General features: G+C 67.8%; 22 protein-coding genes and 3 pseudogenes. 16 read left to right on the forward strand and 9 right to left on the reverse strand.

Features of this window, described 5'->3' with window-relative positions; all coding sequences use genetic code 11:
• The first annotated feature begins 15 nt into the window (after nt 1-15).
• Nucleotides 16-726 carry an SDR family NAD(P)-dependent oxidoreductase gene (locus OG574_RS00585; RefSeq protein WP_326771332.1) on the forward strand — a complete coding sequence of 237 codons (711 nt, stop codon included), beginning with the start codon at nt 16-18 and terminating at the stop codon, nt 724-726.
• A 124-nt stretch (nt 727-850) separates the two neighbouring features.
• Here the strand turns inward: OG574_RS00585 and OG574_RS00590 are convergent.
• Nucleotides 851-1120, reverse strand: a pseudogene (locus OG574_RS00590) (ATP-dependent DNA ligase); the annotation flags it as partial.
• Between the two features lie 75 nt (nt 1121-1195).
• Between OG574_RS00590 and OG574_RS00595 the strand changes: the two are divergent.
• The gene (locus tag OG574_RS00595) at nt 1196-1360 is read left to right on the forward strand and encodes a hypothetical protein (protein ID WP_326771333.1); all 165 of its coding nucleotides are present in this window, start codon (nt 1196-1198) and stop codon (nt 1358-1360) included.
• 344 nt (nt 1361-1704) lie between these two features.
• On the opposite strand, the gene OG574_RS00600 is transcribed toward OG574_RS00595, so the two are convergent.
• Nucleotides 1705-1986, reverse strand: a complete 282-nt coding sequence (locus tag OG574_RS00600; RefSeq protein WP_326771334.1) for a hypothetical protein — start codon at nt 1984-1986, stop codon at nt 1705-1707.
• 561 nt (nt 1987-2547) lie between these two features.
• Here OG574_RS00600 and OG574_RS00605 point away from each other — a divergent pair.
• The 3 genes from OG574_RS00605 to OG574_RS00615 all read left to right on the forward strand — a co-directional run bounded on the left by OG574_RS00605 (nt 2548) and on the right by OG574_RS00615 (nt 4074).
• Entirely contained in the window at nt 2548-2937 is a 390-nt protein-coding gene (locus OG574_RS00605) for a hypothetical protein (RefSeq protein ID WP_326771335.1), read from the forward strand.
• A gap of 99 nt (nt 2938-3036) precedes the next feature.
• Nucleotides 3037-3240, forward strand: a complete 204-nt coding sequence (locus tag OG574_RS00610) for a helix-turn-helix domain-containing protein (RefSeq protein ID WP_326771336.1) — start codon at nt 3037-3039, stop codon at nt 3238-3240.
• Nucleotides 3241-3624: 384 nt separating this feature from the next.
• Nucleotides 3625-4074 (forward strand): SsgA family sporulation/cell division regulator, encoded by a 450-nt coding sequence (locus tag OG574_RS00615; RefSeq protein WP_326771337.1) that lies wholly within the window; start codon nt 3625-3627, stop codon nt 4072-4074.
• 93 nt (nt 4075-4167) lie between these two features.
• Here the strand turns inward: OG574_RS00615 and OG574_RS00620 are convergent, their stop codons facing one another.
• Nucleotides 4168-4386 carry a hypothetical protein gene (locus tag OG574_RS00620; RefSeq protein WP_326771338.1) on the reverse strand — a complete coding sequence of 73 codons (219 nt, stop codon included), beginning with the start codon at nt 4384-4386 and terminating at the stop codon, nt 4168-4170.
• Between the two features lie 239 nt (nt 4387-4625).
• Here OG574_RS00620 and OG574_RS00625 point away from each other — a divergent pair, with 239 nt between their 5' ends.
• The gene (locus OG574_RS00625) at nt 4626-4847 is read left to right on the forward strand and encodes a hypothetical protein (protein ID WP_326771339.1); all 222 of its coding nucleotides are present in this window, start codon (nt 4626-4628) and stop codon (nt 4845-4847) included.
• 1176 nt (nt 4848-6023) lie between these two features.
• Entirely contained in the window at nt 6024-6236 is a 213-nt protein-coding gene (locus OG574_RS00630; protein WP_326771340.1) for a DUF4287 domain-containing protein, read from the forward strand.
• A 540-nt stretch (nt 6237-6776) separates the two neighbouring features.
• Here the strand turns inward: OG574_RS00630 and OG574_RS00635 are convergent.
• Nucleotides 6777-7742 (reverse strand): protein NO VEIN domain-containing protein, encoded by a 966-nt coding sequence (locus tag OG574_RS00635; protein WP_326771341.1) that lies wholly within the window; start codon nt 7740-7742, stop codon nt 6777-6779.
• Nucleotides 7743-8250: 508 nt separating this feature from the next.
• A pseudogene (locus tag OG574_RS00640) lies at nt 8251-8670 on the reverse strand (dienelactone hydrolase family protein); the annotation flags it as partial.
• A 101-nt stretch (nt 8671-8771) separates the two neighbouring features.
• On the opposite strand from OG574_RS00640, the gene OG574_RS00645 reads away from it, so the two are divergent.
• Nucleotides 8772-9893, forward strand: a complete 1122-nt coding sequence (locus OG574_RS00645; protein WP_326771342.1) for a mechanosensitive ion channel family protein — start codon at nt 8772-8774, stop codon at nt 9891-9893.
• A gap of 311 nt (nt 9894-10204) precedes the next feature.
• Here OG574_RS00645 and OG574_RS00650 read toward each other — a convergent pair whose 3' ends face one another.
• Nucleotides 10205-10447, reverse strand: a complete 243-nt coding sequence (locus OG574_RS00650) for a superinfection immunity protein (RefSeq protein WP_326771343.1) — start codon at nt 10445-10447, stop codon at nt 10205-10207.
• 729 nt (nt 10448-11176) lie between these two features.
• Here OG574_RS00650 and OG574_RS00655 point away from each other — a divergent pair.
• The 8 genes and pseudogenes from OG574_RS00655 to OG574_RS00690 all read left to right on the forward strand — a co-directional run bounded on the left by OG574_RS00655 (nt 11177) and on the right by OG574_RS00690 (nt 16733).
• Nucleotides 11177-11389, forward strand: coding sequence for a hypothetical protein (locus OG574_RS00655; RefSeq protein WP_326771344.1), 213 nt, complete (start codon nt 11177-11179; stop codon nt 11387-11389).
• Nucleotides 11390-11412: 23 nt separating this feature from the next.
• A complete protein-coding gene (locus OG574_RS00660) occupies nt 11413-11793 on the forward strand; it encodes a hypothetical protein (RefSeq protein WP_326771345.1) in 381 nt (126 codons plus the stop codon).
• Nucleotides 11775-13034: a nucleotide sugar dehydrogenase gene (locus OG574_RS00665; RefSeq protein WP_326771346.1), complete on the forward strand. Its 1260-nt coding sequence runs from the start codon at nt 11775-11777 to the stop codon at nt 13032-13034. The genes OG574_RS00660 and OG574_RS00665 overlap by 19 nt, the downstream gene beginning before the upstream one ends.
• Before the next feature lie 278 nt (nt 13035-13312).
• On the forward strand, nt 13313-13486 hold the full coding sequence (locus OG574_RS00670) for a hypothetical protein (RefSeq protein WP_326771347.1): 174 nt from the start codon (nt 13313-13315) through the stop codon (nt 13484-13486).
• Nucleotides 13487-13515: 29 nt separating this feature from the next.
• Nucleotides 13516-14802 (forward strand): glycosyltransferase family 2 protein, encoded by a 1287-nt coding sequence (locus tag OG574_RS00675; protein ID WP_326771348.1) that lies wholly within the window; start codon nt 13516-13518, stop codon nt 14800-14802.
• A gap of 237 nt (nt 14803-15039) precedes the next feature.
• Nucleotides 15040-15278 (forward strand): annotated as a pseudogene (locus tag OG574_RS00680) (NUDIX domain-containing protein); the annotation flags it as partial.
• Nucleotides 15279-15520: 242 nt separating this feature from the next.
• Complete coding sequence (locus OG574_RS00685; protein ID WP_326771349.1) at nt 15521-16117, forward strand: DUF4352 domain-containing protein; 597 nt, start codon at nt 15521-15523, stop codon at nt 16115-16117.
• A gap of 199 nt (nt 16118-16316) precedes the next feature.
• Nucleotides 16317-16733, forward strand: a complete 417-nt coding sequence (locus tag OG574_RS00690) for a hypothetical protein (protein ID WP_326771350.1) — start codon at nt 16317-16319, stop codon at nt 16731-16733.
• 424 nt (nt 16734-17157) lie between these two features.
• Here the strand turns inward: OG574_RS00690 and OG574_RS00695 are convergent, their stop codons facing one another.
• The 3 genes from OG574_RS00695 to OG574_RS00705 form a co-directional block, all read right to left on the reverse strand.
• Nucleotides 17158-17709 (reverse strand): SUKH-4 family immunity protein, encoded by a 552-nt coding sequence (locus OG574_RS00695; RefSeq protein ID WP_326771351.1) that lies wholly within the window; start codon nt 17707-17709, stop codon nt 17158-17160.
• An 11-nt stretch (nt 17710-17720) separates the two neighbouring features.
• Nucleotides 17721-19256: a nucleic acid/nucleotide deaminase domain-containing protein gene (locus OG574_RS00700; protein WP_326771352.1), complete on the reverse strand. Its 1536-nt coding sequence runs from the start codon at nt 19254-19256 to the stop codon at nt 17721-17723.
• Between the two features lie 96 nt (nt 19257-19352).
• A complete protein-coding gene (locus tag OG574_RS00705; protein ID WP_326771353.1) occupies nt 19353-20834 on the reverse strand; it encodes a hypothetical protein in 1482 nt (493 codons plus the stop codon).
• Between the last annotated feature and the right edge of the window lie 77 nt (nt 20835-20911).

Raw genomic sequence — 20911 nt, forward strand, 5'->3', positions numbered from 1 at the left:
CGGGAGATGAGGGACATGGCACTGATCCTGGTGACCGGAGCCTCCAGCGGGCTCGGGCGCGACACGGCGGACGCGCTGGCCGGCGACGGGCATGACGTCGTCGTCCACGTCCGCAACACGGCCCGACTCGCCGACGCCGGAGACACCGCGCGCTGGAAGGGCGTCGTCACAGGGGATCTCTCCGACCCGGACGAGATCCGCGATGTCGCCCGGCAGGCAGGCGAGTTCGGCCGCTTCGATACCGTCATCCACAACGCCGGCGTCATGCGCTCCCCCGAAGCGGTCACCGTCAACGTGGTCGCGCCGTATCTGCTGACGGCCCTGATGGACAAGCCGGACCGGCTCATCTACCTCAGCAGCTCCATGCACCGCACTGGCTCCACCGACCTGCGCCGGCTGGGCGAGGGCACCGCCTCCTACGACGACACCAAGCTCTGGGTCACCACGCTCGCGCTCGCCGTCGCACACCGCTGGCAGGGCACGTCCAGCCACGCGGTGGACCCCGGCTGGGTCCCCACCCGCATGGGCGGTCCCGGCGCACCGGACGACCTGGCCGCCGGACACCGGACCCAGACCTGGCTCGCCACCCACCCCGAGGCAACCCCGCCCACCGGTGGCTACTGGTATCACCAGCAGACACAGACCCCGCACCCCGCGGCACAGGACGAGGACTTCCAGGGCCGGCTCCTGCACGCCCTGGAGAACCACACGGACGCGGTGTTGTGAAGGCGTGATGGGGTCGCGCTGTGAGCACGCTTGAAGAACTCGCGTGTACTCCAGTTGCGTATGAGGCGGGGAGCACCGCGGCGAGTTCGCGGGCGCGGGCCGGGCCGGAGGCCGCGCGGGACTGCGCGGCTGCGAAGTCGCCCCTCCCTTCGTTGTAGACCACCGCCTCCCCGTCGAGGACCGTGCCGGGGCGTAGCGAGTTCATGCCGGTCACGGCCAGATCCATCCACGCTGAGGTGACCGCCCGCCCGGACCTGGCCTGTAGCCGGACAGTCTCGGCATCGCGCCACATCACGGTGCGGTGCCCGTCGAACTTGATCTCGTACCACCAACCCTTACCGCGGGGCAGCGTCGGCACGGCCTCGGCGAGGGCGACAGCGACGGGGTACTCCACAGGGCCAGCCTGCGGCAGCCGAGCCGGGGATGCGCGCTGGCCTCCGCTGCGCGGAGAGGCCCGGCGGTGCGCCCTATGTCCGGCCGATGCTGCTGCCGGGCCGCTCCCCTACTGCTGGCGGGCTTCGGTGTTCTCCCGGATGGCATGCGCGACGTCCAGCAGCGCGTACGCGACGGCCGCCAGGCCCTCGCCGATCGCGTCGGTGCCGCCACGGTGACCACAGGCGGATTCGCGCGTTAGAACTGCGTGACCACGACGACCCAGCCCGCTCCGGTCACCGGCCGCGAGGAAACGGTTCCGCCTCCGCCTGGTGAGCCGATCTTTGCGGCGTTGGCCGCCCGGTGGAGTGCGCAGGGGCGTGTCGTGCCGGGGCAGGTGGACCGGGAGTGGGTCAGGCTGGCAGAGAACTGCCCGTGGCCCACCCGATAGGCCAGCGTGGTGCGGGTCCCTCTCCCCCCATCCCCGCACCCGCTGTACCGGCCGGCAGCCTCGCCGACCTGCCCGGTAACCGAGGCTGCTGGACCGGCCGGGCAGGGTTGGCCCATCCCTGCCCGGGGCAACGGACTTGCTGGCTGGGGAGGCTTCTAGGCGGTGTTCGTGGCGAAGAGGCGTTGTGTCGCCGTGGTGGCTCCGGTCAGGCTGAGGGGGATGTCGAGGCTCTTGCACGTGCGATGGGCGCGGACGAGGACGCTGAGTGTGGCGGGCGTCGGTTCCCCGGCGGGGACCTGGACGGTGACGCGGCGGGGCGTGTGGGTGTGGACGAGGGCTTCGATCTCGACGGCGGCCGCGGCCCGGGTGTTGACGTCGACGTTGTGGTGCAGCGTCACGTGCAGGGCGTCGCCGTCGACGCTGTGACTGGTCAGCATGATGGCCTCCGCTCGCCGTGTCCTTGGGCCGTACTCCGTCGGGCGGGCTGGAGGGAGTACGGCCTTCCAGGATGACAGTCGGGCGGCGTTACGGCAGCTCACGGTCTGTCCTGGGCCGGTCGCGTCGCACGTCCAGGCCACGCCGGGGCCGGTGATCGGGGCGCCGAGAGGGCGGCTGTTCGGTCGCGTGTGCGGCGATGTACTGGTCCGCGCGGTGCGGGCCCGGCCCCCACCGCGCCCGCACCGCACCCCCACGAGGCCGCAGGCGCCACCCCCGTCGGCGCCGCGCTCCAGGCTGCCCGTTGGTGGCACCGAGGTTGGGGCCCCGCCGCTTGGGCAGCCCCACCAGTCCATCACCTCGGCCGGTTCGCCAGAACCCCGCCCCGGCATGAAGCCCTCCGTGCACCCAAAGGGGCGCGGCCAGGGCTGTCGGTCACGCGGTCCGGGGAAGGGGAACCGGGGCCGTTGTCGCGCACCATCTCAACGCCCGGCCTGACCCGCGAGGGGACACGCTCCGGGGCCACGCGGCGCCTGCGTCTGTCTCCTGGGAGGATGCTTGTCATGGAGCCGCTGCCGACGCCCTGCCCCGCCGACCGGATCCCGGACGCAACCGGCATGGACGCCTTCAACGCGGCGTGCAAGGCGGCCAAAGAGCAGCGCGTCGTGTTCATCGCGGTCGAGCAACAGGGCCCGCAGTGGGCGGTCAAGGCCGACGCGCTCACCGCCCCGCAGCACACCATCCCCACCACCGCCCATGACGCCGTGCGCGAGGCCGTCGCCCGTCTCATCCGCTCCCGGGAGATCCGCCCCGACTCCTCCGCCGGCCCCGTCGACTTCGTCCTGCACGACGTGGACAGCGAAGGACTGGCCCGTGAACTGGCCGCCGCCCTGCACGCCGCCCTCTACGGCGACCTCGAACCCCTGGCCCGCGCCGTGTCCCCCACATCCTGACGACGCACCCGGCCCAGGCAGCGAGATCAGTGAATCCCTGACGGGCGCCGACAGGGTGCGCGATGATCGCCCTCTGGACGGGGCAGCGAAGGAGAGGTTGTGGACAAGGGCAAGCGGATCACCGGTGCAGCACGCGACAAGCTCGCCGCCGAGCTGAAGACCGCATACGAAAGCGGCGCCTCCATCCGGAGCATCGCCGACAGCACAGGACGCTCGTACGGCTTCGTCCACCACATCCTCACCGAGGCAGGCGTCACCCTGCGCCAACGCGGCGGAGTCACCCGCAACAAGTCCAGTTCATAACGGTCTGCCGTGAACCCCACGACCGGAATGCCGTAACCGCACCGTCCGCCACGGCCGGGTAGGCCTTCACCGGCGCGGTGCTACGCACCGCGTCGGTAGCGCACCGCAGTTGGCATGACGCGCCTTCGCCAAGGCAGAGCCAGTGCGTCGATGCGCGGCATCCACGCACCGGATCGCTCTGCCGTCGTGCCCGAGTTCACACGTCGTTGGGATGCGGCTGTGAGGTGGTGTGTGAACCTTTCCGAACATGTTGCGAAGGGTTGGCGCCCAACCCGGCCGGTGTCGAGGACATGCCCGGCTGCATGGCTAGGTTCGATCTTCGAGACGTACGTGCGATGACGCACGAGTCATCGGCGTGCCGCAACGGGGAAGGGAATGGCCAGGGTGAGTCCTGACAGTGACAGACAACTCGAGGGCATCGCACGGGGGTTCGTCACCCTGCCCGGCGGCGAACGCGAACGGTGCGACATCACGCTCAGGTACTCCACCGACGACCCGCTCGTCGTCGGCCTGACCGTGTCCCGGCCCGGCCACGGCAGCGCCGGCTGGGTCATCTCGCGGGACCTGCTGTCCGCCGGCCTCACCGGTACAGCGGGCATAGGAGACATCACCGTGGAGCCCGTGGCAGAGCAGAGCTCGCCGCTCGGGGTCCTGCTGCGAGTCCGCAACGAGGTGGGCGAGGCCCGCATCCACATCGACCACCAGGCGCTGCTGCTCTACCTCGAGCGCAGCCACGCCATGATGCCCTTCGGCAGTGAGGCACAGTCGAGACAGGCCGACGCGGAACTCGACCAACTGCTCGACGAGGATCAGGACCCGCCCGTCGTGCGGTAAACGAACCGCCTTAACCCCCCGCCGCGGCGGCACAGAATCGCCGGCGCCGGAGCTGCCATCGAATCCACGCCACCGGATGGACCCCGGATAACCTCACATCTCCCTGACCCAGACGAGCCTCCCCGGGCTGGCCGCCGCTGAGGGCCCGGCGTTCGGGGGACGCCTCACGACGCGGGCGCCTCGGGCCACCCGGACCGGGACGTAGATCACGAGGATCAGTGCGTGACTGACCCCAAGGTGAACTTCGCGGGCGAACAGCAGCATGTCGTCGTCGATGACCTTCGGGCGTCCGCCGTGGGCCAGTTCGCCCACTTGCCGTGCGCCCTCCCCCCCCGACCCTGGAGCGACAGACCGGCAGGCAGGGGGACGGGCATGGCGAGGCGTAGGGGTGTTCAGCCGCGGGACCATCGGGGCCGGTGGACTCGCCGGCCCAGCTCGTCGGCGCCGCCGTGGTGGTTTCTCGTCGCGGTCGTGGCGATCGTGCTGATCGTCGCCGCCACGCAGTAGCGGGCTGCCGTCGGCGCATCGCAGGCCCGTGGCAGAGTGCGCCTGTGGATGATCAGACGCAGTACCGACTCACCCTCCTCTCGGGCGGCCGCATGGTCATGGAAGGCACCTGGTTCGACGCGGCAGTCGCGGACCGCAAGTTCCGGTCGTGGATCGGCGAGTACAGCGGGCTGAAGGACATGCGGATCGTCCTCGAGGAGCAGGCCGGCCCCGCCGGGGAGTGGCTGGTCGTGAAGACCTGGCCACAGGAGACGGGCGCTCAGTAGCGCCGGCGGGGTGTAAGCATGCCCATGCACGATCAAGACTGCGCTGACGCGCCGCCGGTTGCAGCCCGCGCCCACTTCGGGGCGGACGGAGCGGACACCACCCCTTGGACTCCGGATAAGCTCACATATCCGGGATCCAGACGCTACGAATCCTGGTACGGAAGAAGCGGCATGACGGTCACTCAGGGGCGTGCATGACAAACACGGACCTGTCGGTCAGTGTGAGCACCACGACCCGTCAGCTCGGCGTCCCGGCTCCCGGACGGTTCGCCCCGGAGACCGAGGCACGCCTCGACCGGCTCGACCGCGACGCGCCCCGGCACGTCGAGGGCAGCCGGCCGAAGAAGACCCGCGACGGCTACACCGCCGACTGGAACGCCTGGCCTGCTGTCGTGCCTGCTCGTCGTCTGCGCACAGGGCGCGCAGTTGGCCGGGAACATCGGCGGCCGTCCCGTGGGCATGGTTCAGTTTCGACCAGTGCACTTCGTCCAGGCTGGCCAGCAGGTTGTCGTCCGCAGTGATCACGGCCGCATGATGTCAGACACCCCGACAACGGTACCCGACCCCACCGGCGGTTCAACCGGCCCTCCTGTCCGTGCAGTTGAGGCACCGGCTACATCCCGATGACCACGGCCCCGGCAGATTTCCCGGCCCCGCCACAAGAGCGATGGTTCCGGAGCCGACCCCAAGCGAGACAGGGTGCGACAAGGCGGCCTCTCCTCCCGGGTTGGGAACCGGCATCCTTCAGGAATCTGCCGAACCCGTCGGTTTCGAGTGTCGGGGACAGCATGGTGAAGTTGGCCCGTGGATCGGGCTGGGTGGCCCGCGAGGTAGCGGGCGAGGCGTGTTCCGTGCGATCGGACGAGGTGCTCGTGATCTAGCGCACCTTGTCCAGACCGATGACTTTGCCGGTTCCCGTCGGTCAGATGAAGACACCACCACGCGAGGAAGGCTCGTGCATGACCCAGACGCTCAGGGCAGCGCAGCACGCCGCTTCGCGGCCCCCGCCGCCTCCGTCCTGGCCATCACCGCCGGCGCGGGTCTCGGCCTGCTGTGACCCACCGCGCTGACGACCCGCCTGACCACCACCCCGGCGAACCTTTAACCGGTGCCGACCGCCGCTCCAATGAATCATCGACAGCATCAAGATCATCCAGACAGGAAACGAGGACACCCGTGGCCACCCAAGTGAAGGGCCCTGCCAGCTACTTCCCCTCCATCGAGAAGAAGTACGGCCGCCCGATCGCCGAATGGAAAGAGCTCATCCGCGCCGCCCCCCTCAGCAAGCACATGGAGCTCGTCAACTGGCTCAAGTCCGAACACGGTGTGGGCCACGGCCACGCCAACGCCCTCGTCGCCCACACCATCGCCGAGGACGCCGGCAAATAGCCGGGCACCGGCACCGCGAGCGGGAGGTCCACTACAGGCAGGGCGTCCGGCCACGGCAGCCACCACTGCAGCCAAGCGCGTCACGCATGATGACCCTGCCGCTCAACTCCGGCTCCCCCGCACCAAGCACCTACCACCTTCGGCGCTATCCGCAGATACGCAAAGGGGCCGTCCACCACGCGTGGGTCCCAGCCGAACCTGCCGGCGAAAGCGTCCACTGCGTCCACCGGCACGTCCCGGTGCGTGAAGCACTGCGCCGCACCTTGGAGCAGCACGACATCGAAGGTGTCCGGCAGTGACAGGCGCACCCTCGGATCTATGCGCACCTTACGCACCATCGCCAACGTCACGCTCGCGCACACCCAGACCGCATCCCCGTCCCACACGAACCACAACGGGACCTGGCGCGGGCAGTGATCGAAGTGAGCTGTCGCCGGGCGCCCCGTCTGATCAGGCACCCGTGGCAGCCTGGCGCTGCGGGGCAGGTGTCTGGGCGTCAAGCCCTTGGGCTTCTCTTGCCGCGACCGGGCCCCGCGGGGGTCAGCCGGTGGTGTCCGGGAGCCGGTACTCGTACTTGCGGGGCCTCAGGTCCTCCTCGGCCGGCTCCCAGTCGGTGAAGAGCGTGATCTTGTTGCCGCTGGCGGTGTAGGGGTCGGTCTGGGTATCGACCTTGATGTCGCTGACGACGTAGAGGTCGACGGTGTTGTCCTTGTCCCTGGCGTGCAGGACCTCGTTGATCGTCAGCTCTACGCTCGTCGCGGCTCCCGTGGTGCCTTTGACCTCGACATGGAGTTCTTCCGTGCCGCGGGTGCAGCGCAGGTCGTAGGGCTTGCCCAGCCTCTCGACCGTCCAGCCGTGCTTCTCGTAGTGGGCAACTGCGTGGTTCTCTGCGTGCAGTTCGATGGCTTTGCGTTTCTTCGGGTCGGAGATGTAGCCGGCGCCGCGGCGGCGCCGCTGGGGCTTCTTCTTGCCCTCCACCTGTTCCGCCGTGAAGCCCGGTGACTTGTCCAGGGGCACGTCTTCGGGCTCGTCGGGGTCGAAGGGGATCCTGGCCAGCTCCAGGAGGCGCTGGGCCGGCATCTGAACGAGCTTGCCCATGCCCCGGTCGGTGCCTGAGCGGCGGATGGCGTCGCTGCCTGCTTCGGTGAGCGGTCCCTTGGGGCCCAGGGGGATGTTCTCGAGCCGCGCGAGGGGTTCGATGCCGAAGCGCTGGGGGTACTTCAGGCGCCGCTCGGCCTCTTCGTCGGGCCAGTGCCAGGACCGGCCCTCGTAGAAGCCGCCGCGGACCTGGAAGAGGTAGAGCGTTGCGGTGTCCTGAAGCCAGTTCTCGAGCTGGACTCGCGGCGAGGCTCCGGTGGCCAGGAGCGCGAACTGCGGGTGGGCGTCCCTGTATTCGGGTTTTTCCTCGGGGAAGCCCCAGGACAGTGTCTCGATGCCGTGGACGAGGTTGCGCTGGGCTTCAGTGCTCTGGCCGACATGGACCATGACGAACGTCGAACTCTTCATGCAGGGCATCATAAGCATGCCCTTATCGAGGTGTCGATAGAGTTAGTTTTGAAAGTGTGCATGGGTTCAGGATCCAGCAGATGACGTCAACTCGCAGTCTAGGGACGGCCACTGACAATCCGGCAGGTCCGCTGCCAGGAGCAGGTCACGGTCAGGGACCAGCCGGGCCGGCGGGCGGTACAGGTGGCTGTGGGGGCGTGGAAACCCGGGGAAAGAACGTGTCCGACCAGACGGCGACCATCCGAGCCCGACAGCCTCACCGTCCCCTCCCCCACGCCACGCGCCGGGCACATCGGCCACGGGCAGCAAGGGTGGTGGCGTGTGCGGCGGCTGGCCGGGTGGGTGAGATCGCGGCCCGTGTCAGTGACCCCTCGTTCCTCCAGGCGTGCGCGGCCCGGTACATGGCGGCCGGGTTCGGAATGCCGGAACCCCGCGGGGCAGCGAGCGGGCGCGGGCAGCAGGCGCGGGGACGTGATCTTTCGGGTGTCGGGGGTGCTACCTCTACCTCGTATCGGGCGCTCAGCCAGTCGTCCGTCTCGAACTGGTCCGGCTCGGCGACGTGCAGCTGGACCGGCAGCTCGTCCACCGAGGCGCTCTCCGCGATGCCCGAAGTGCCGTGCAGGAGCAGCAGTCCCCGGGCCTGTCGTCGCCCAGGGCGAGGGTCTGCGCGATCGACGCGCCGACGGAGAAGCCCACGTACACCAGGCCTCGCTCGGAGCAGGGCACGGCGGCGAGCACGGCGCGCTTGAGGAGCTCGTCCTTGCCGATCTCCTCGTTGAAGGCCATTCCCTCCTCCACGGTGTCGAAGGTGCGGCCCTCGAAGAGGTCGGGTGTTCACACCTCGTGCCCCCGCGGCACGCAGCCGGTCCGCCGCGGCGCGCACCGCCGGCCGCAGCCCGTAGGTGGAGTGAAGGAGCATGACGTTCATGGGCTCCATGGGGCCAGCCTGGACCGACGACGCCGCACGGGCCCGCGTGGCGGCTTCCGGCTCCAGGTTTGGACCGCGACGGGCCGGTTACGGTCGGGGGCATGGAGAACGTACTGCGCCCGGTGATCGTCGTCGGCGGCTCGGTCGTGCTCACGCTGCTCGTCGGGTGGGCCGTGGACCGGCTGCTGCGACGCGCGGACGGCCGGCACCACGAGACCCCGCTGTGGGGGCTGCTCCGTCGCGGCCGTGTCCCCTTCCAACTCGTTCTGTGCACCGCCATGCTCAGAGGGTCTTACGCGGAGGCCAAGCTGCTGGAGGAGCACTCCATCGGCATCGGCCGGATCCTGACGCTGACCCTCATCGGCTCCACGGCCTGGCTGGTGGTGCGCATCGCCGCCGCCATCGTGGAGACCTCGTACACCCGCTACGCGACCGCGCACCGCGACCCCGCCCGGGTCCGCCGGGTCCGCACCCAGGTGTCGCTGATCCAGCGGGTGGTGTCCGCGATCGTCGGTGTGGTCGCGGTCGCCGCGATGCTGCTCACCTTCCCGGCGATGCGGGCGGCCGGCGCCTCGCTGCTCGCCTCGGCCGGCGTCCTCGGCATCGTCGCCGGTGTCGCCGCACAGTCCACGCTGTCGAACCTCTTCGCCGGGCTGCAGATCGCCTTCGGCGACATGGTGCGCCTCGGCGACACGGTCGTGGTGGACGGCGAGTGGGGCACCGTCGACGAGATCACCCTGACCTTTCTGACGGTACGGACCTGGGACGAGCGGCGGATCACGATGCCCGTCTCGTACTTCACCTCGAAGCCGTTCGAGAACTGGTCGCGTGGCAGCGCCCAGATGACCGGCATCGTCTTCTTCCACGTCGACCACTCGGCGCCGGTGGAGGCCATGCGCGAGAAGCTGCGCGACATCCTGCGCGAGTGCCCGGCCTGGGACGGACGCGACTACGGGCTCGCCGTCACGGATTCCACTCCTAACACCATGCAGGTGCGCGCCCTGGTCACGGCCAAGGACGCGGACGATATCTGGACGGTGAGGGTCACGGTCCGTGAGCGGATGATGCGCTGGCTGACCGAGGACCACCCCTACGCGCTCCCCCGCGTCAACACGGCCGGCGCGGCACCGCCTCCGGGCAGGACGCTGCAGGGCCCGCGCCGCGACCAAGACGGCGCCGCGACCCACTCCTTCGAGCCACGCACAGGCACGGGCCGCGGCTAGCCCCATGCCGAGGCCGCCACTGCCCCGCCACATCGCCGACTGCGCACCCCGCGGCAGAGTCCAGCCGCCCGGCGAAGGGCCACGGCTGCTGCACACCCACCACGGCCAGAGCCCACCCGAGACCGCCGACGGCGCGCACACCAGCAGCCGCAGCCTGCTGCTTTGGCGAGTCCGGGCAGCGCGTGCGCGAGTACGTGGTCACCGACCAGCTTGAGCAGGCGTTCCGCGGCTGCGACCGTGGACGGCATGACCACCACGGTGGAGGCCAAGCGTCCCTTTGAGTGTCATTCGGCTGCTCTCTCCCCTTGCCTCTAGCTCAGGGCGGTGCCCCTCGGGACGTGCGGGGGTGTGATGTCAGCTGCGCGGGTGCGCATCGTCATCGCCATGTACAGGGCCACGAACCACAACACGCCCGTGATGCCAGCCAGGTTGACCACGACAACCAGCCACAGGCGTGCCACCTTCCTGCGGTAGGCGATCACCGTCGGCGCGATGAGGAGAAGGAACGCTGCTGTGACGAAGAGCAGCCCAAGGGGACCTATGTTCGAAAGCACCAGGTCACCCTATCCGTCGACCGGTCGGCGGCAAGGGTGTTGCCCGTGGCCCGTCACCAGGCGCCGCACGACCCGATGTACCCGGTGATCCGCCATCCCCCGAGGTGAGACAGCAGGGTGGGGCGCCTCCCGGCTGAGGCGCCCCGCCTCGTCATCGCAGTCTCATGACGGTGACAACCGAATATCTGGTGGTGCCCGCCGCGACCTCCACGACCAGGCCGTGCGGGAGCGTGGCGTGGCCGAATTGACCGCCCGCGACAGTCGGACCGCATGACGATCCGGCATGCGCATTGCTGGCGTGAACCTTTCGGCTTCCCTGGCTTGAACGCATCGCAGGCCACGTTTCCTTGTGGGCTGCGCCGCCCAAGTGGCGCGCCATGGCTCCGGTTTTATATTCCGCTTCTTCATTGAATTTAATTGACCGTTGGCCATGGATCGGGGCGATCGTTGGCCAACGATTGGAGGGTGAGCGGCACTTGACGGTGTGACAGGTGTGACGTGAGAGGCCGTTTGGCGCGGGTGCCGGAAATTGAATGTCGCAGTTGTGTCACGGGATTCGATCATGCTTGTGTGTCACTGACCTGGCATTACTCTCCGTTGCCGTACCGGATGGTGCCCCTCCGGTGGGCATAGAAAGCTCTTTCAAAGTTCAAGGACTGCACGGAACCTCCACAGTTGCTCCTATCATTTTTTCCATCCAACGGCCGTTCCCACGGGGGGGATATACGTATGCCTGGACACGCTCAGCTTGCGCAGACGGGGGCTCCGGTTCTGGTGATCGGTGGCATCAGCTATCCGATCGGCGGCTCGATGTTCGCCACCGCGGCGGGCCTGCTCTGCTCGGGTCTGCTGTGCATTCGTTTCGGGTTCCGCCGCACGCTCGCCGCCGACGAGGCCACGTCCACGTCCACGTCCACGTCCCCAGCGCGGCACGGCAAGTGAGTCGCCGTCAGCGCAGTGCGCCGGTGCTGAGCGCCCATCAGCACCGGTCCGCGACCGTCGTCATGGGCATCATCGTTGTTCTGTCGGCCGCCGCGTGGGCCACGCATCACGCAGTGGTCGCCTTCGCCACCGACGCCGAGACTCGCAGCCAGCTCACCGTGGTCTGGATCAGCCTGTTCCTGGTGTTCCTGCTGCAGGCCTTCATGTACCACCTCGAGCGGGTACCGCACCTGACCGGCCGCGCCCGTCGCCGGCTGGACGCGCTGCACGTCTCGATCCTGATACCCGCCTACAACGAAGACCCCGGCTACCTGCGGCTCGGCATGGAGAGTTTCCTGCGCCAGACCCGCATGCCTGCGAGCCGGATCAAGGGGAGGACACCACCATGCACATCTGCGTTCTAGGGCAGGGCTATGTCGGCCTGCCTCTGGCCCTGCAGGCCGCCGAGGCCGGCTACATCGTGACTGGCTACGAACCCGACCAAAACCGCTGCCAGCGACTGGCCACCGGCTCGTCCTACATCGAGGACATCGACTCGACTCGTCTGCAGGACGTGCTGCAATCGGGGGCCTACACCCCGACCTCGGATCCGAAGGATCTCAAGGGTTTCGACGTCGCCGTCATCACGGTACCGACACCGCTGACCGACCGTGCCCCCGACCTCAGTTGTGTGCGCGAGGCCGGCCGAACCCTGGCCAGATGGCTGGAGCCGGGCGCCACCGTGGTACTGGAGTCGACCACGCACCCCGGTACCACCCGCGATGTGCTCGTCCCTCTGCTGGAGGAGGGCTCGGGCCTCATCGCCGGACGCGACTTCCATGTCGGGTTCAGCCCCGAGCGCATCGACCCCGGCAACACGCTCTGGCGTCTGGAAAACACGCCCAAGATCGTTGCTGGTCTCACACAAGCCTGCCTGCGCCGCGTGAAGGCCTTCTACGACTCCGTCACCGACGTCACCGTGCCGGCCTCCGGTCTGGAAGAAGCCGAGCTGGCCAAGGTGTTCGAGAACACCTACCGGCACGTCAACATCGCCCTGGTCAACGAACTCTCCCGGATGGCACACACCCTCGGCGTGGACGTCTGGCACACCCTGGAGTTGGCCGCGACCAAGCCGTTCGGGTTCACCAAGTTCCTGCCCGGCCCCGGCGTCGGCGGACACTGCCTGCCCATCGACCCCGTCTACCTCAGCCATCACGTCAAAACGCAGCACGGGCAGACCTTCAGGCTCGTTGAGCTGGCCCAGGACATCAACGAAAGCCAGCCCGACTACGTGGTGCGCCGCCTGCAGGATGCACTCAGCCGCCGCTTCCGCCGCAGCGTGCACGGGGCCCGCATCCTCGCCCTCGGCGCCGCCTACAAGCCCGGCACGTCCGACGCCCGCCAATCACCGGCCATCCAGGTCATCGACCGGCTGCGCGCCATGGGCGCCGATGTCACCGTCGTCGACCCCTACCTGACCGAAGGCGGCCGCCGGGACATCCCCTTCGCATCCGCGGGAGACGGCACGAGCGTTGCCGACTTCGACGCCGTCCTCCTGCTCACCCAACACGGCGAATTCGACCTCACGCAACTCGCCGCCGAGGCCGCCTACGTCCTCGACACCCGCGGCGTCATGACGCGCGCCCAGCACATCGAGCGGCTCTAGAGCACAGACGGAACAACAGCGGGAGAGCTCCGCCCCGTCACGCGGTCGAGCTCTTGGCGCGGGAGCCGCTGTGAACGTCCTGGACCCCCACGGACGACGTGGGACGCGGGAGCGAGATCCCGGTCGAGGAGTACGACGCTGTGGTGCCACTCACGCCCCACAACACCCTCGACCTCACGAAAGTCGCCGACCAGGCGGCCTCCGCTCCGGCACACGCGTGGTGCCATGCCGGCCCGCGACAACGTCGAGCGTCTTTGACGCTCGGAAAGGAGGAACACATGTACGGACACAATGGTGTGGGTGCCGCGATCGGCACCGCCACTGGAGGAGCCGCTCTCGCCGCCACGGGCGGCACGGCGCTGGGGTGGATCGTATTGGGAGCCATGCTCCTCGTGATCAGCGGCGTGGCGGTCTTCCGCCTGGCGACCCGGACTAAGCGGGTGACCGCTTGAGCACTTCATCACGGGCGAGATTCACCGTGGTGACTGCTGTGGTGGTAGCGGCTCTGGCCGCTGCCACCGTGGTGGTCCACCTCCAGTCGAAGAGCCCGATCCTGACGTTCTACTGGTGGCTGGGCATGATGGTGATCGTGCTCTGCCTGGTCTCGTTCCTGAAGGGCCGGTCCTTCACACACCTGCCCGTGGCTCGCGGCCGCACGGTAGCCATCATCCCGGCCTTCGAAGAGCCCACGGACAAACTGCACCGCACCGTGTGGTCGCTGCTGGCCCAGACGCATCCCCTCGATGAGATCCATGTGATCGACGACGGCTCGCAGCAACACCCCGTGGAGCCCTTCGACCACCCCCAGGTCTTCTGGCACCGGCAGGAGAACAAGGGCAAGCGCGGGGCCCAGGTCACGGTACTGCGTCACCTCCAGGCGCAGGGCAAGCACTTCGACTTCGTCCTCACCATCGACTCAGACGGCGAGCCCTTCCCGGATGCTCTGGAGCAGCAGCTCCGGGCCATGAGCAACCCGCGGATTCAGGCCACCACTGGGATGATCTACATCCGCAACTTCGAGGAGACCTGGGTCTCCAGGGCTGCGGACATCGACATCGGCACCTCGTGCGTGATGATGCGCTCCTCGCGCTCCATGCTCGGAGCACTGGAGACCACGTCGGGCGCCTTGGCCCTGTACAGGGCAGAGCTGCTCTACGACCACCTGGACGCTTACGAGGTGGAGTGCGGAACCGGGGACGATCGCTGGCTGGCGCTGAGGGCCCTCATGCGCGGTGAGGTCGTGGCCGTCAATGAGGCCGGCGTGGTCACTGACATGCCCACCACGCTGAAGAAGACCTACCGCCAGCGTCTGCGCTGGGCCCGGTCATGGTGGTGGATGCTGCCGTTCGTGTACTCGCGGCTGTCCCTCAAGCAGCTCATCTCGCCGACCTTCGGTCTGCTCCAGCTCGTCATCACCCCTGTGATGCTGGCCTGGACTGTCGTGATGACGGTGATGACCCTGGGCGGCCGATACCACAACCCCGGCGTGGCCCTGGTGTACCTCGCGGTGTACCTCGTAGTCCGATACGGCCAGTCAGGTCTGTACGTACTCATGCGGCCGGACATGACCACACGCCAGCGGTGGCGCTCGTGGCTTGTCGGAACCCCGTCGTCCGTGTTTATGAACATCGTGCTGCTGTGCCCCACCCGCTACTGGGCTCTGTTCAAGCTTCGTGACAACGCGTGGCAGTCGCGAGGACTGACGGCCAAGACGGCTCTCCCCAAGGGGCGCCACCGCGCCGAGTCCAAGAACGTGATCAACGCCTAGCCCTTCTCGGCCTCCAAGCCCTCGCCATCAACGCGATGGTCTACAACCGCAACCGCGCGATCGAGCACCTCGAATCCGTTCCGGCCGCGTAGCGCGGCCTACTTCTGTGGCCTCGGCTGATCACCGGCGAAAGCGATGCCACCCCATCGGACGTCGCATCCGCAATCGCCGACGCGCACCCCCGAGCCGCCAGCAGCGTCGGCACTTTCCCCGACCTCAACAACCCCCCAAGGAAACATGAACCCGAAAGTCGCAAAACCCCTGATCGACACCCATGTCATCCTCCGCGACGGCGACAAGCTGCTCTTCTCCCAACGCGGCGGCCCCTACGGCTACGGCCGTTGGCACCTGCCGTCGGGCAAGCTCGATCAGGGGAGCCCCTGCGCTTGGGCGCCGCACGGGAGCTGCGCGAAGAGACCGGGGTCACCGTCGACCCGGACCATCTGCGCCTAGTGCACGTCGTCCACCACCACCAGGACAACACGTTCTTGGTCACTGCGGTCCTCGCGAATTGCTGGGGCCGCTGACCAACCCATGAACCCGTGCGCAGCAGAAGACACCGAGCACGCCACCGAGTGCAAGGCCAGTCGCGGCGGCTACTACCCGGTCAGGAGAAGCCGGTCCCGTGCGCGCCAAAGAAAAAGTAGCGGCGGTGTACAACCATCCGCCTCCTTCACAGGTCACACACATGTCGCTCACAGAAAGGGCACCCTTGCCAATGAACCGCGCCGCCAAGACCGTTGCAGCCCTGCTCCTCGCGGGCCTCCTCCCCCTCACCGCCGCATGCAACAGCGGCTCCGAGGTCACCACCACTCCGAACAAGAAGAGCGACATCAAGGCGGACGACAAGCCCGCCAAGAAGCCGGCCGAGAAGCCGGCCAAGGAAGCCGCAAAGAAGGACGCCAAGACCGGCGACACCATCACCCTCAAGGGCATGGAAGACGGTAGTCAGCTCGACGTCACCGTCGTCAAGGTCGTCGACCCCGCCAAGAGCAGCGACGACTTCATGACCCCGGAGTCCGGTAAGCGCTGGATCGGCGTCCAGTTCAAGCTCGTCAACTCCGGCACCAAGGCGTACAACGACAGCCCCTCCAACGGGGCTCAGGTCGCCGACGCCGAGGGACAGCAGTTCCAGTCCACGTTCGGGGACATCACGGCCGGCCCGTCCATGTCGTCCAGCGTCAAGCTGACCCCTGGCGGGAAGGCACTCGGCTGGATCGTGTTCGAGGCCCCGACTAGCTCGAAGGTGACGCAGGTGCAGTTCGCCATGGACTCCGGCTTCTCGGACCAGACCGGCCAGTGGGGCATCGGCTGAACCGCCGCTGATCCAGGCCCCGCTGCGCCCCCGTCGCGGCGGGGCCTCACTCCACGCACCCCGCGTGTTCCAGGCGCACCGACGGACGAGCGCTGACACACTGAAGTCCGGGCCCCGCCACGTTCCCCCGTCATTGCGGGGCCCCTCTATGCCACAACCTGAACACTCCAACTTCACACGGTCCCCACATCTGCGCATCATGCCCACCACTACACCGAACCTGGGGGACACCATGCGCCGCACCGCCACCGCCTTACTCGCCGCCGCCCTGCTCGCCAGCCTCACCGCTTGCGGCGCAAGCGAGGACGGGAAGGCGACCACGACACCAAAGGCCAAGCCGACCATCAGCAAGGAAACCCGTTACCTCAAAGCGGCCCACGAGATCACCTTCAACGGGGAGCCGTCGGACGACGAGTTGACCGCGTTCCCGCCACAGTGGTGCGACGGTCTGAACACTGGACAGCTCCTCGGCGAGGGCAACTTGTACCCGATCGGCGACGACTGGGGGACGGTGAAGCAGGACGCGTACACACTTGTGGCGACGGGGACGAAGGCGTATTGCCCTGAGAATTTTGACGCCGTGCGTGACGAGCTGAGAGATGCCGGCGCGTACTGATCTCGCATCCCACCGTGGCCCCGCCTGGAGTTCCAGGCGGGGCCTTCGTTATGCGGTGGGTTCAGCCGGTGCGCGCTCGGGCAGGCTGGCGGCTTCACACCGCGCGCAGATGAATCCGGCTGGCGGCGCGCCATGGCAGTGCTCACAGTCCGCCGGCGGCTCCAGCAGTTGCTCAGGGCTAAGTCCGAAGACCTGTGCCAGCGCCACGAGTTCGTCAACGTCGACACGGCGCGTCCCAGCATCGATCCCGCTAAGTTCGAGGACGGGGATTGGGTGGCCTGCTCGGGCGGTCCGGTCGGCGACCTCAGACGGTTGTGTGCTGCGTTACAGCGGGGGGAGTACACGCCCGACAGGCCGAATGCGCCCACTGGTTCGTCTGGTGACCAGCACGGCTGATACGAGGAATCTTGGTGGGGCGTTGCAGTTACCAGATCCCGTCGAGGATTTCATCGAGGATGGTGTTCCACTCTGATTCGTCATCTTCGAGGGGGGTGGCATCGAAGGCGGTGACGGCCTCGCGGAAGTGGTGAACGATTACTTCAGTGTTGTCTTTGTGGGCGTGAGCATCCTGGAGTTTGCGGAACTCGGTCAGGCAGTAGGCGAGTGATTCCACGTCGCGGTGCAGCGGCAGGCTGTCTTCTTCGCCCTCCGGGTAGCCGTGTACGGCACCGGAGTCCGGGTCGATGACGATGAGGGTGGTGCGCAGGTAGCCGAGGGTCTGCCAGTGTCGGCGTTCGGCCGGGCAGTCGAAGTCGTCGTCCTCAAGGTCGAAGAGGGCTCCGAGCTCGACGGGGTCGGGGTCCTCGAGTCCGATGTCGGCTCGTGTCTTGAACAGGCGCATGTTGGGGATGCCGACAGCGCTGAGGAAGGCTGCTGTGGCGGGTTCCAACGGCGTGCCTGTGTGTTGAGGGAAGTACACGATGTTGTCCAGGCCGTGAGCGCGCACGAGCTGGTCGGCGGTCAGAGTGCTCTTCAAGGGATCACGCCTCAGTTCTTCCCGTGCGCCTTCTTGAGCCGGTCCATGTAGGCCGCGTGCTCTTTGTTCTGGGTGGACTTGTCACTCTGATCGTAGTCGGCGGCATGGGTGACGGTCAGGTCGGGGTTGGCCGGCTTGAAGTAGTAGTCAAGCCATTTGTTGCATCTTGGATTCTTCTGACATGGTTCTCTTTCTGTGAAAACCTCTTGCAGGCCTGACTGTGCTCCGTTGTGCAGTAGGGGGTGGCCGATGTTGCGTTCGGAGTGGAACCGGTCGTCGCTGTAGCCGACGAGGATGGATTCCTGGTTGCTTTTCGGGTCGATGTAGCGGCCGGCGGCGTAGTTCCCGGCCCCGTAGTCGTCGCGGGCCTTGCGTGCCAGCTGGGTGGCCTGGCCGAGGTCGTTGGTGAACGGGTCGACCTTTTTGGAAGTGACGACGCCGGTGTGCCCTTTGCCGGTGCGCCACTTGCGGAGATCCTTGTCGGTCTGGGGGCGCCAGACCGTCCCGTCCGGCTCGATAATGCTGGTCAGGTTCCTGCGGTCTGTCGCTGTCAGGCCGTCCGAATCGATCTGCCCGTTGGGTAGTAGCCGGTCCACGGAGCCGTCCGAGTTGAGGATGTAGGTCCGGACGTCCTTGCAGCCGTCGAGGTCGCGTTTGGTCTTCTCGTCGCTCTTCTTGTGTTCCTTCTTGGAGTCGTCGATCTTGCCGCCGTGCTTCTCCAGGACGTGGACGGTTTCGTCGGTCTTCTTCTCGACGGCGTCCTCGGCCTTGTCCATGACGGTGGACAGTTTGTGGAAGCGGCTGTCCTTCTTGACGGAACTGCGGCGCTTGGCACCGCCGGTCTTGTGCGCGTTCTTCTTCTTATCGAAGTTGCGCTTGGTCTCGTCGTAGCCGCCCGAGGCCTTCTCGAACTCATCGAACTCGATGGCCAGGTCCTGGGCCATGTCGGCGCTACCGGTGGCGTAGCGGGAGAGGTCGTTGTCGTCGTGGGCGTCGAGCTGGTCGGTGAACAGGTCCTCGATCTTGCCGAGGATCTTTGCCTCGATCTTGTCAGTGACGACCGAGGTGATCTCGCCGATGGCGTAGTCGATGGCTTCGTGCAGGGCGAAGCGGCAGGCGGCGATGGCTGCTGCGCTGAGCAGGCCGCTGAGGCCGACGGTGAAGAACATGCCGATGACGCCTGCGGTGGCGGCCGCGGCGGCGGTGCTCAGCTCGGCGATGCAGGCGATCTTGCAACCTTCGATGAAGCCGGCGCAGTCGTCGAGGGCATCTGCCAGATCGTCGAGGGCTTTAATGAAGGTGGTCAGGTCTTTGGTGGTGAGTTTGCCCCAGCGCCGGTCGAGCGCATCGACGGTCTTGCCCTTACTGCGGCCGGCGACGATATGAGAGCAGGCCTTGTTGCCCTCGGTGATGACGTCGCGGATGCCCTCGGCCAGGTGGCGGTAGTCCTTGGCGCTGCCGCGGACCTCGTCCTCGTCTATGTTGGGCCACTTGACGCCGACGAGGTCGAGCACCTCGACGAGCTCGTCGGGCAGCTTCTTTCCCACACATTGTCCTTCCCCCGTAAAGCTTCAACCTCCCTACCCTTTACGGTAAGTAAAAGATCGTCAACCGTGGACCGTTCTGTTTGAGCCCCGGTGGGTTCAGCAGGGGCGCAGGCAGCCGACCATCTCATCGGTTCCAACAATCAGGCTGCCGACGGCGGTTAGGGCGAGGGCATGCACCGCCGAGCCCAGGCGCAGGGGGCGCACTGTGCCGGAGCTGAGCGAGTGGTGCTCGACCAGGCCGTCCGTCCAGGCGATGGCGAGCGTGGGCTCGCCTTCAACCTGTGCGGCGGCCAGGGCAGAGACCGCAACCTCCCGTGTGGCAACCGGTGTTGACAGTGGATCATGACCGGGCGACCAGACGCGGACGTGGCCGTCGGCCCCGCCGCTGTACACCAGGGGCAGGGGATCCGTGTCGTCCGACGATTTGACGTCCATGACTGCCAGGGCTGTGACGGGCGTCGGGTGAAGGGTTGCCACTTGCGGCCGGGCTGACGGCTGGTCCAGTAGATGGGCGTGCACACAGCCGGCTCGGTCCGCGGTAGCCAGCAGGGTGCCGGATGCGGCGAGGACCTGGCCTGGCTGGCGTGCCAGGTGGGCGCGGACAGTGTCGAGGAGTTGTTCCGTGGGGCTGGTTCCGTCGTCCAGGAGGGCCTGGATGCCGGTCGGTTTGGGCGCCGCGGGGCTGTGCTGGGTGTCCAGGTGGCCCTGACTGTTCAGGGTGAGGGCCATCCCGCCGGGCAGCACGGCCAGGGTGCGGGTCGCGGGGAAGGGTCTTGGCAGGCGGCCTTGAGGGGCTGCGTCGGCCGCGCTTACGGCACGCACAATCCCTCGGTGGTCGGCCATCAAGACGGTGCCGTCGAGCGCGTCGCGTCCGGTCGCCAGCGCGCGGACGGGGCCGGGCCAGGGCGGTCTGACGTCGCCGCTGGCCCGGCTCCAGACGAGACGCCAGGGGGCGTCTTCGGCGAGCTCTGCCAGATGGTCCGCCAGGCGTGGGTCGGCGTTGTCGCCGAGGGCGGTCTGGAGGATGAGGGCGCGGGTTGCGGGGTGTGGTTCGTTGGTGAGCGACTGGCCCGCGCGCAGCCAGGCAGTGCGCAGCCCTGCGTGGTCTGTGGGGCTGGTCTCGTACCGGGTGGTCACCGTCATTGGGTCGGCGCCAACGACTTGAGCCGGGTCGTCCAGATCGATGGCAAAGTCCGGCGTCTGCGGGTGCTGGGCGGGGACGGCAGGATTGGCTGCTTGCCAGGCAGCGAGGCGGGCGGCGTCAGTCCACTGGTCGTGGTCGAGGTCCATGACGGCCGGTGCGCGTGTGCTGAGCCGTGCGGCCGGTGGGCTGTCGTGGGTCACTTCGACCAGGAGTCGGACGTGCTGCAGGTTGGCCAGGGCCAGGGCCAGTTCGCTCAAGGACTCTGGGTCTGCCGAGTGGTCCAGGTCGGGCAGCACGATCGTGGTCGGCCGCTGGTCGGCTGCCAGTGCGGCTATCAGCTCGCCGGGAGTGCGGGCGGCGGCGCCGAGCTGATGGGCCAGGTCCCAGACCGCGCCGTGCAGGCCGATGCCGTGCAGGGGGGCCACGGCGTGCACACGGCGCTCGGTAGATGTGCCAGGCCGTGAGCCGTGCGCGACCAGCCAGGCCAGCAGTTCCGATTTGCCGCAGCCTG

Source organism: Streptomyces sp. NBC_01445 (genome assembly GCF_035918235.1).
Classification (GTDB): Bacteria; Actinomycetota; Actinomycetes; order Streptomycetales; family Streptomycetaceae; genus Streptomyces.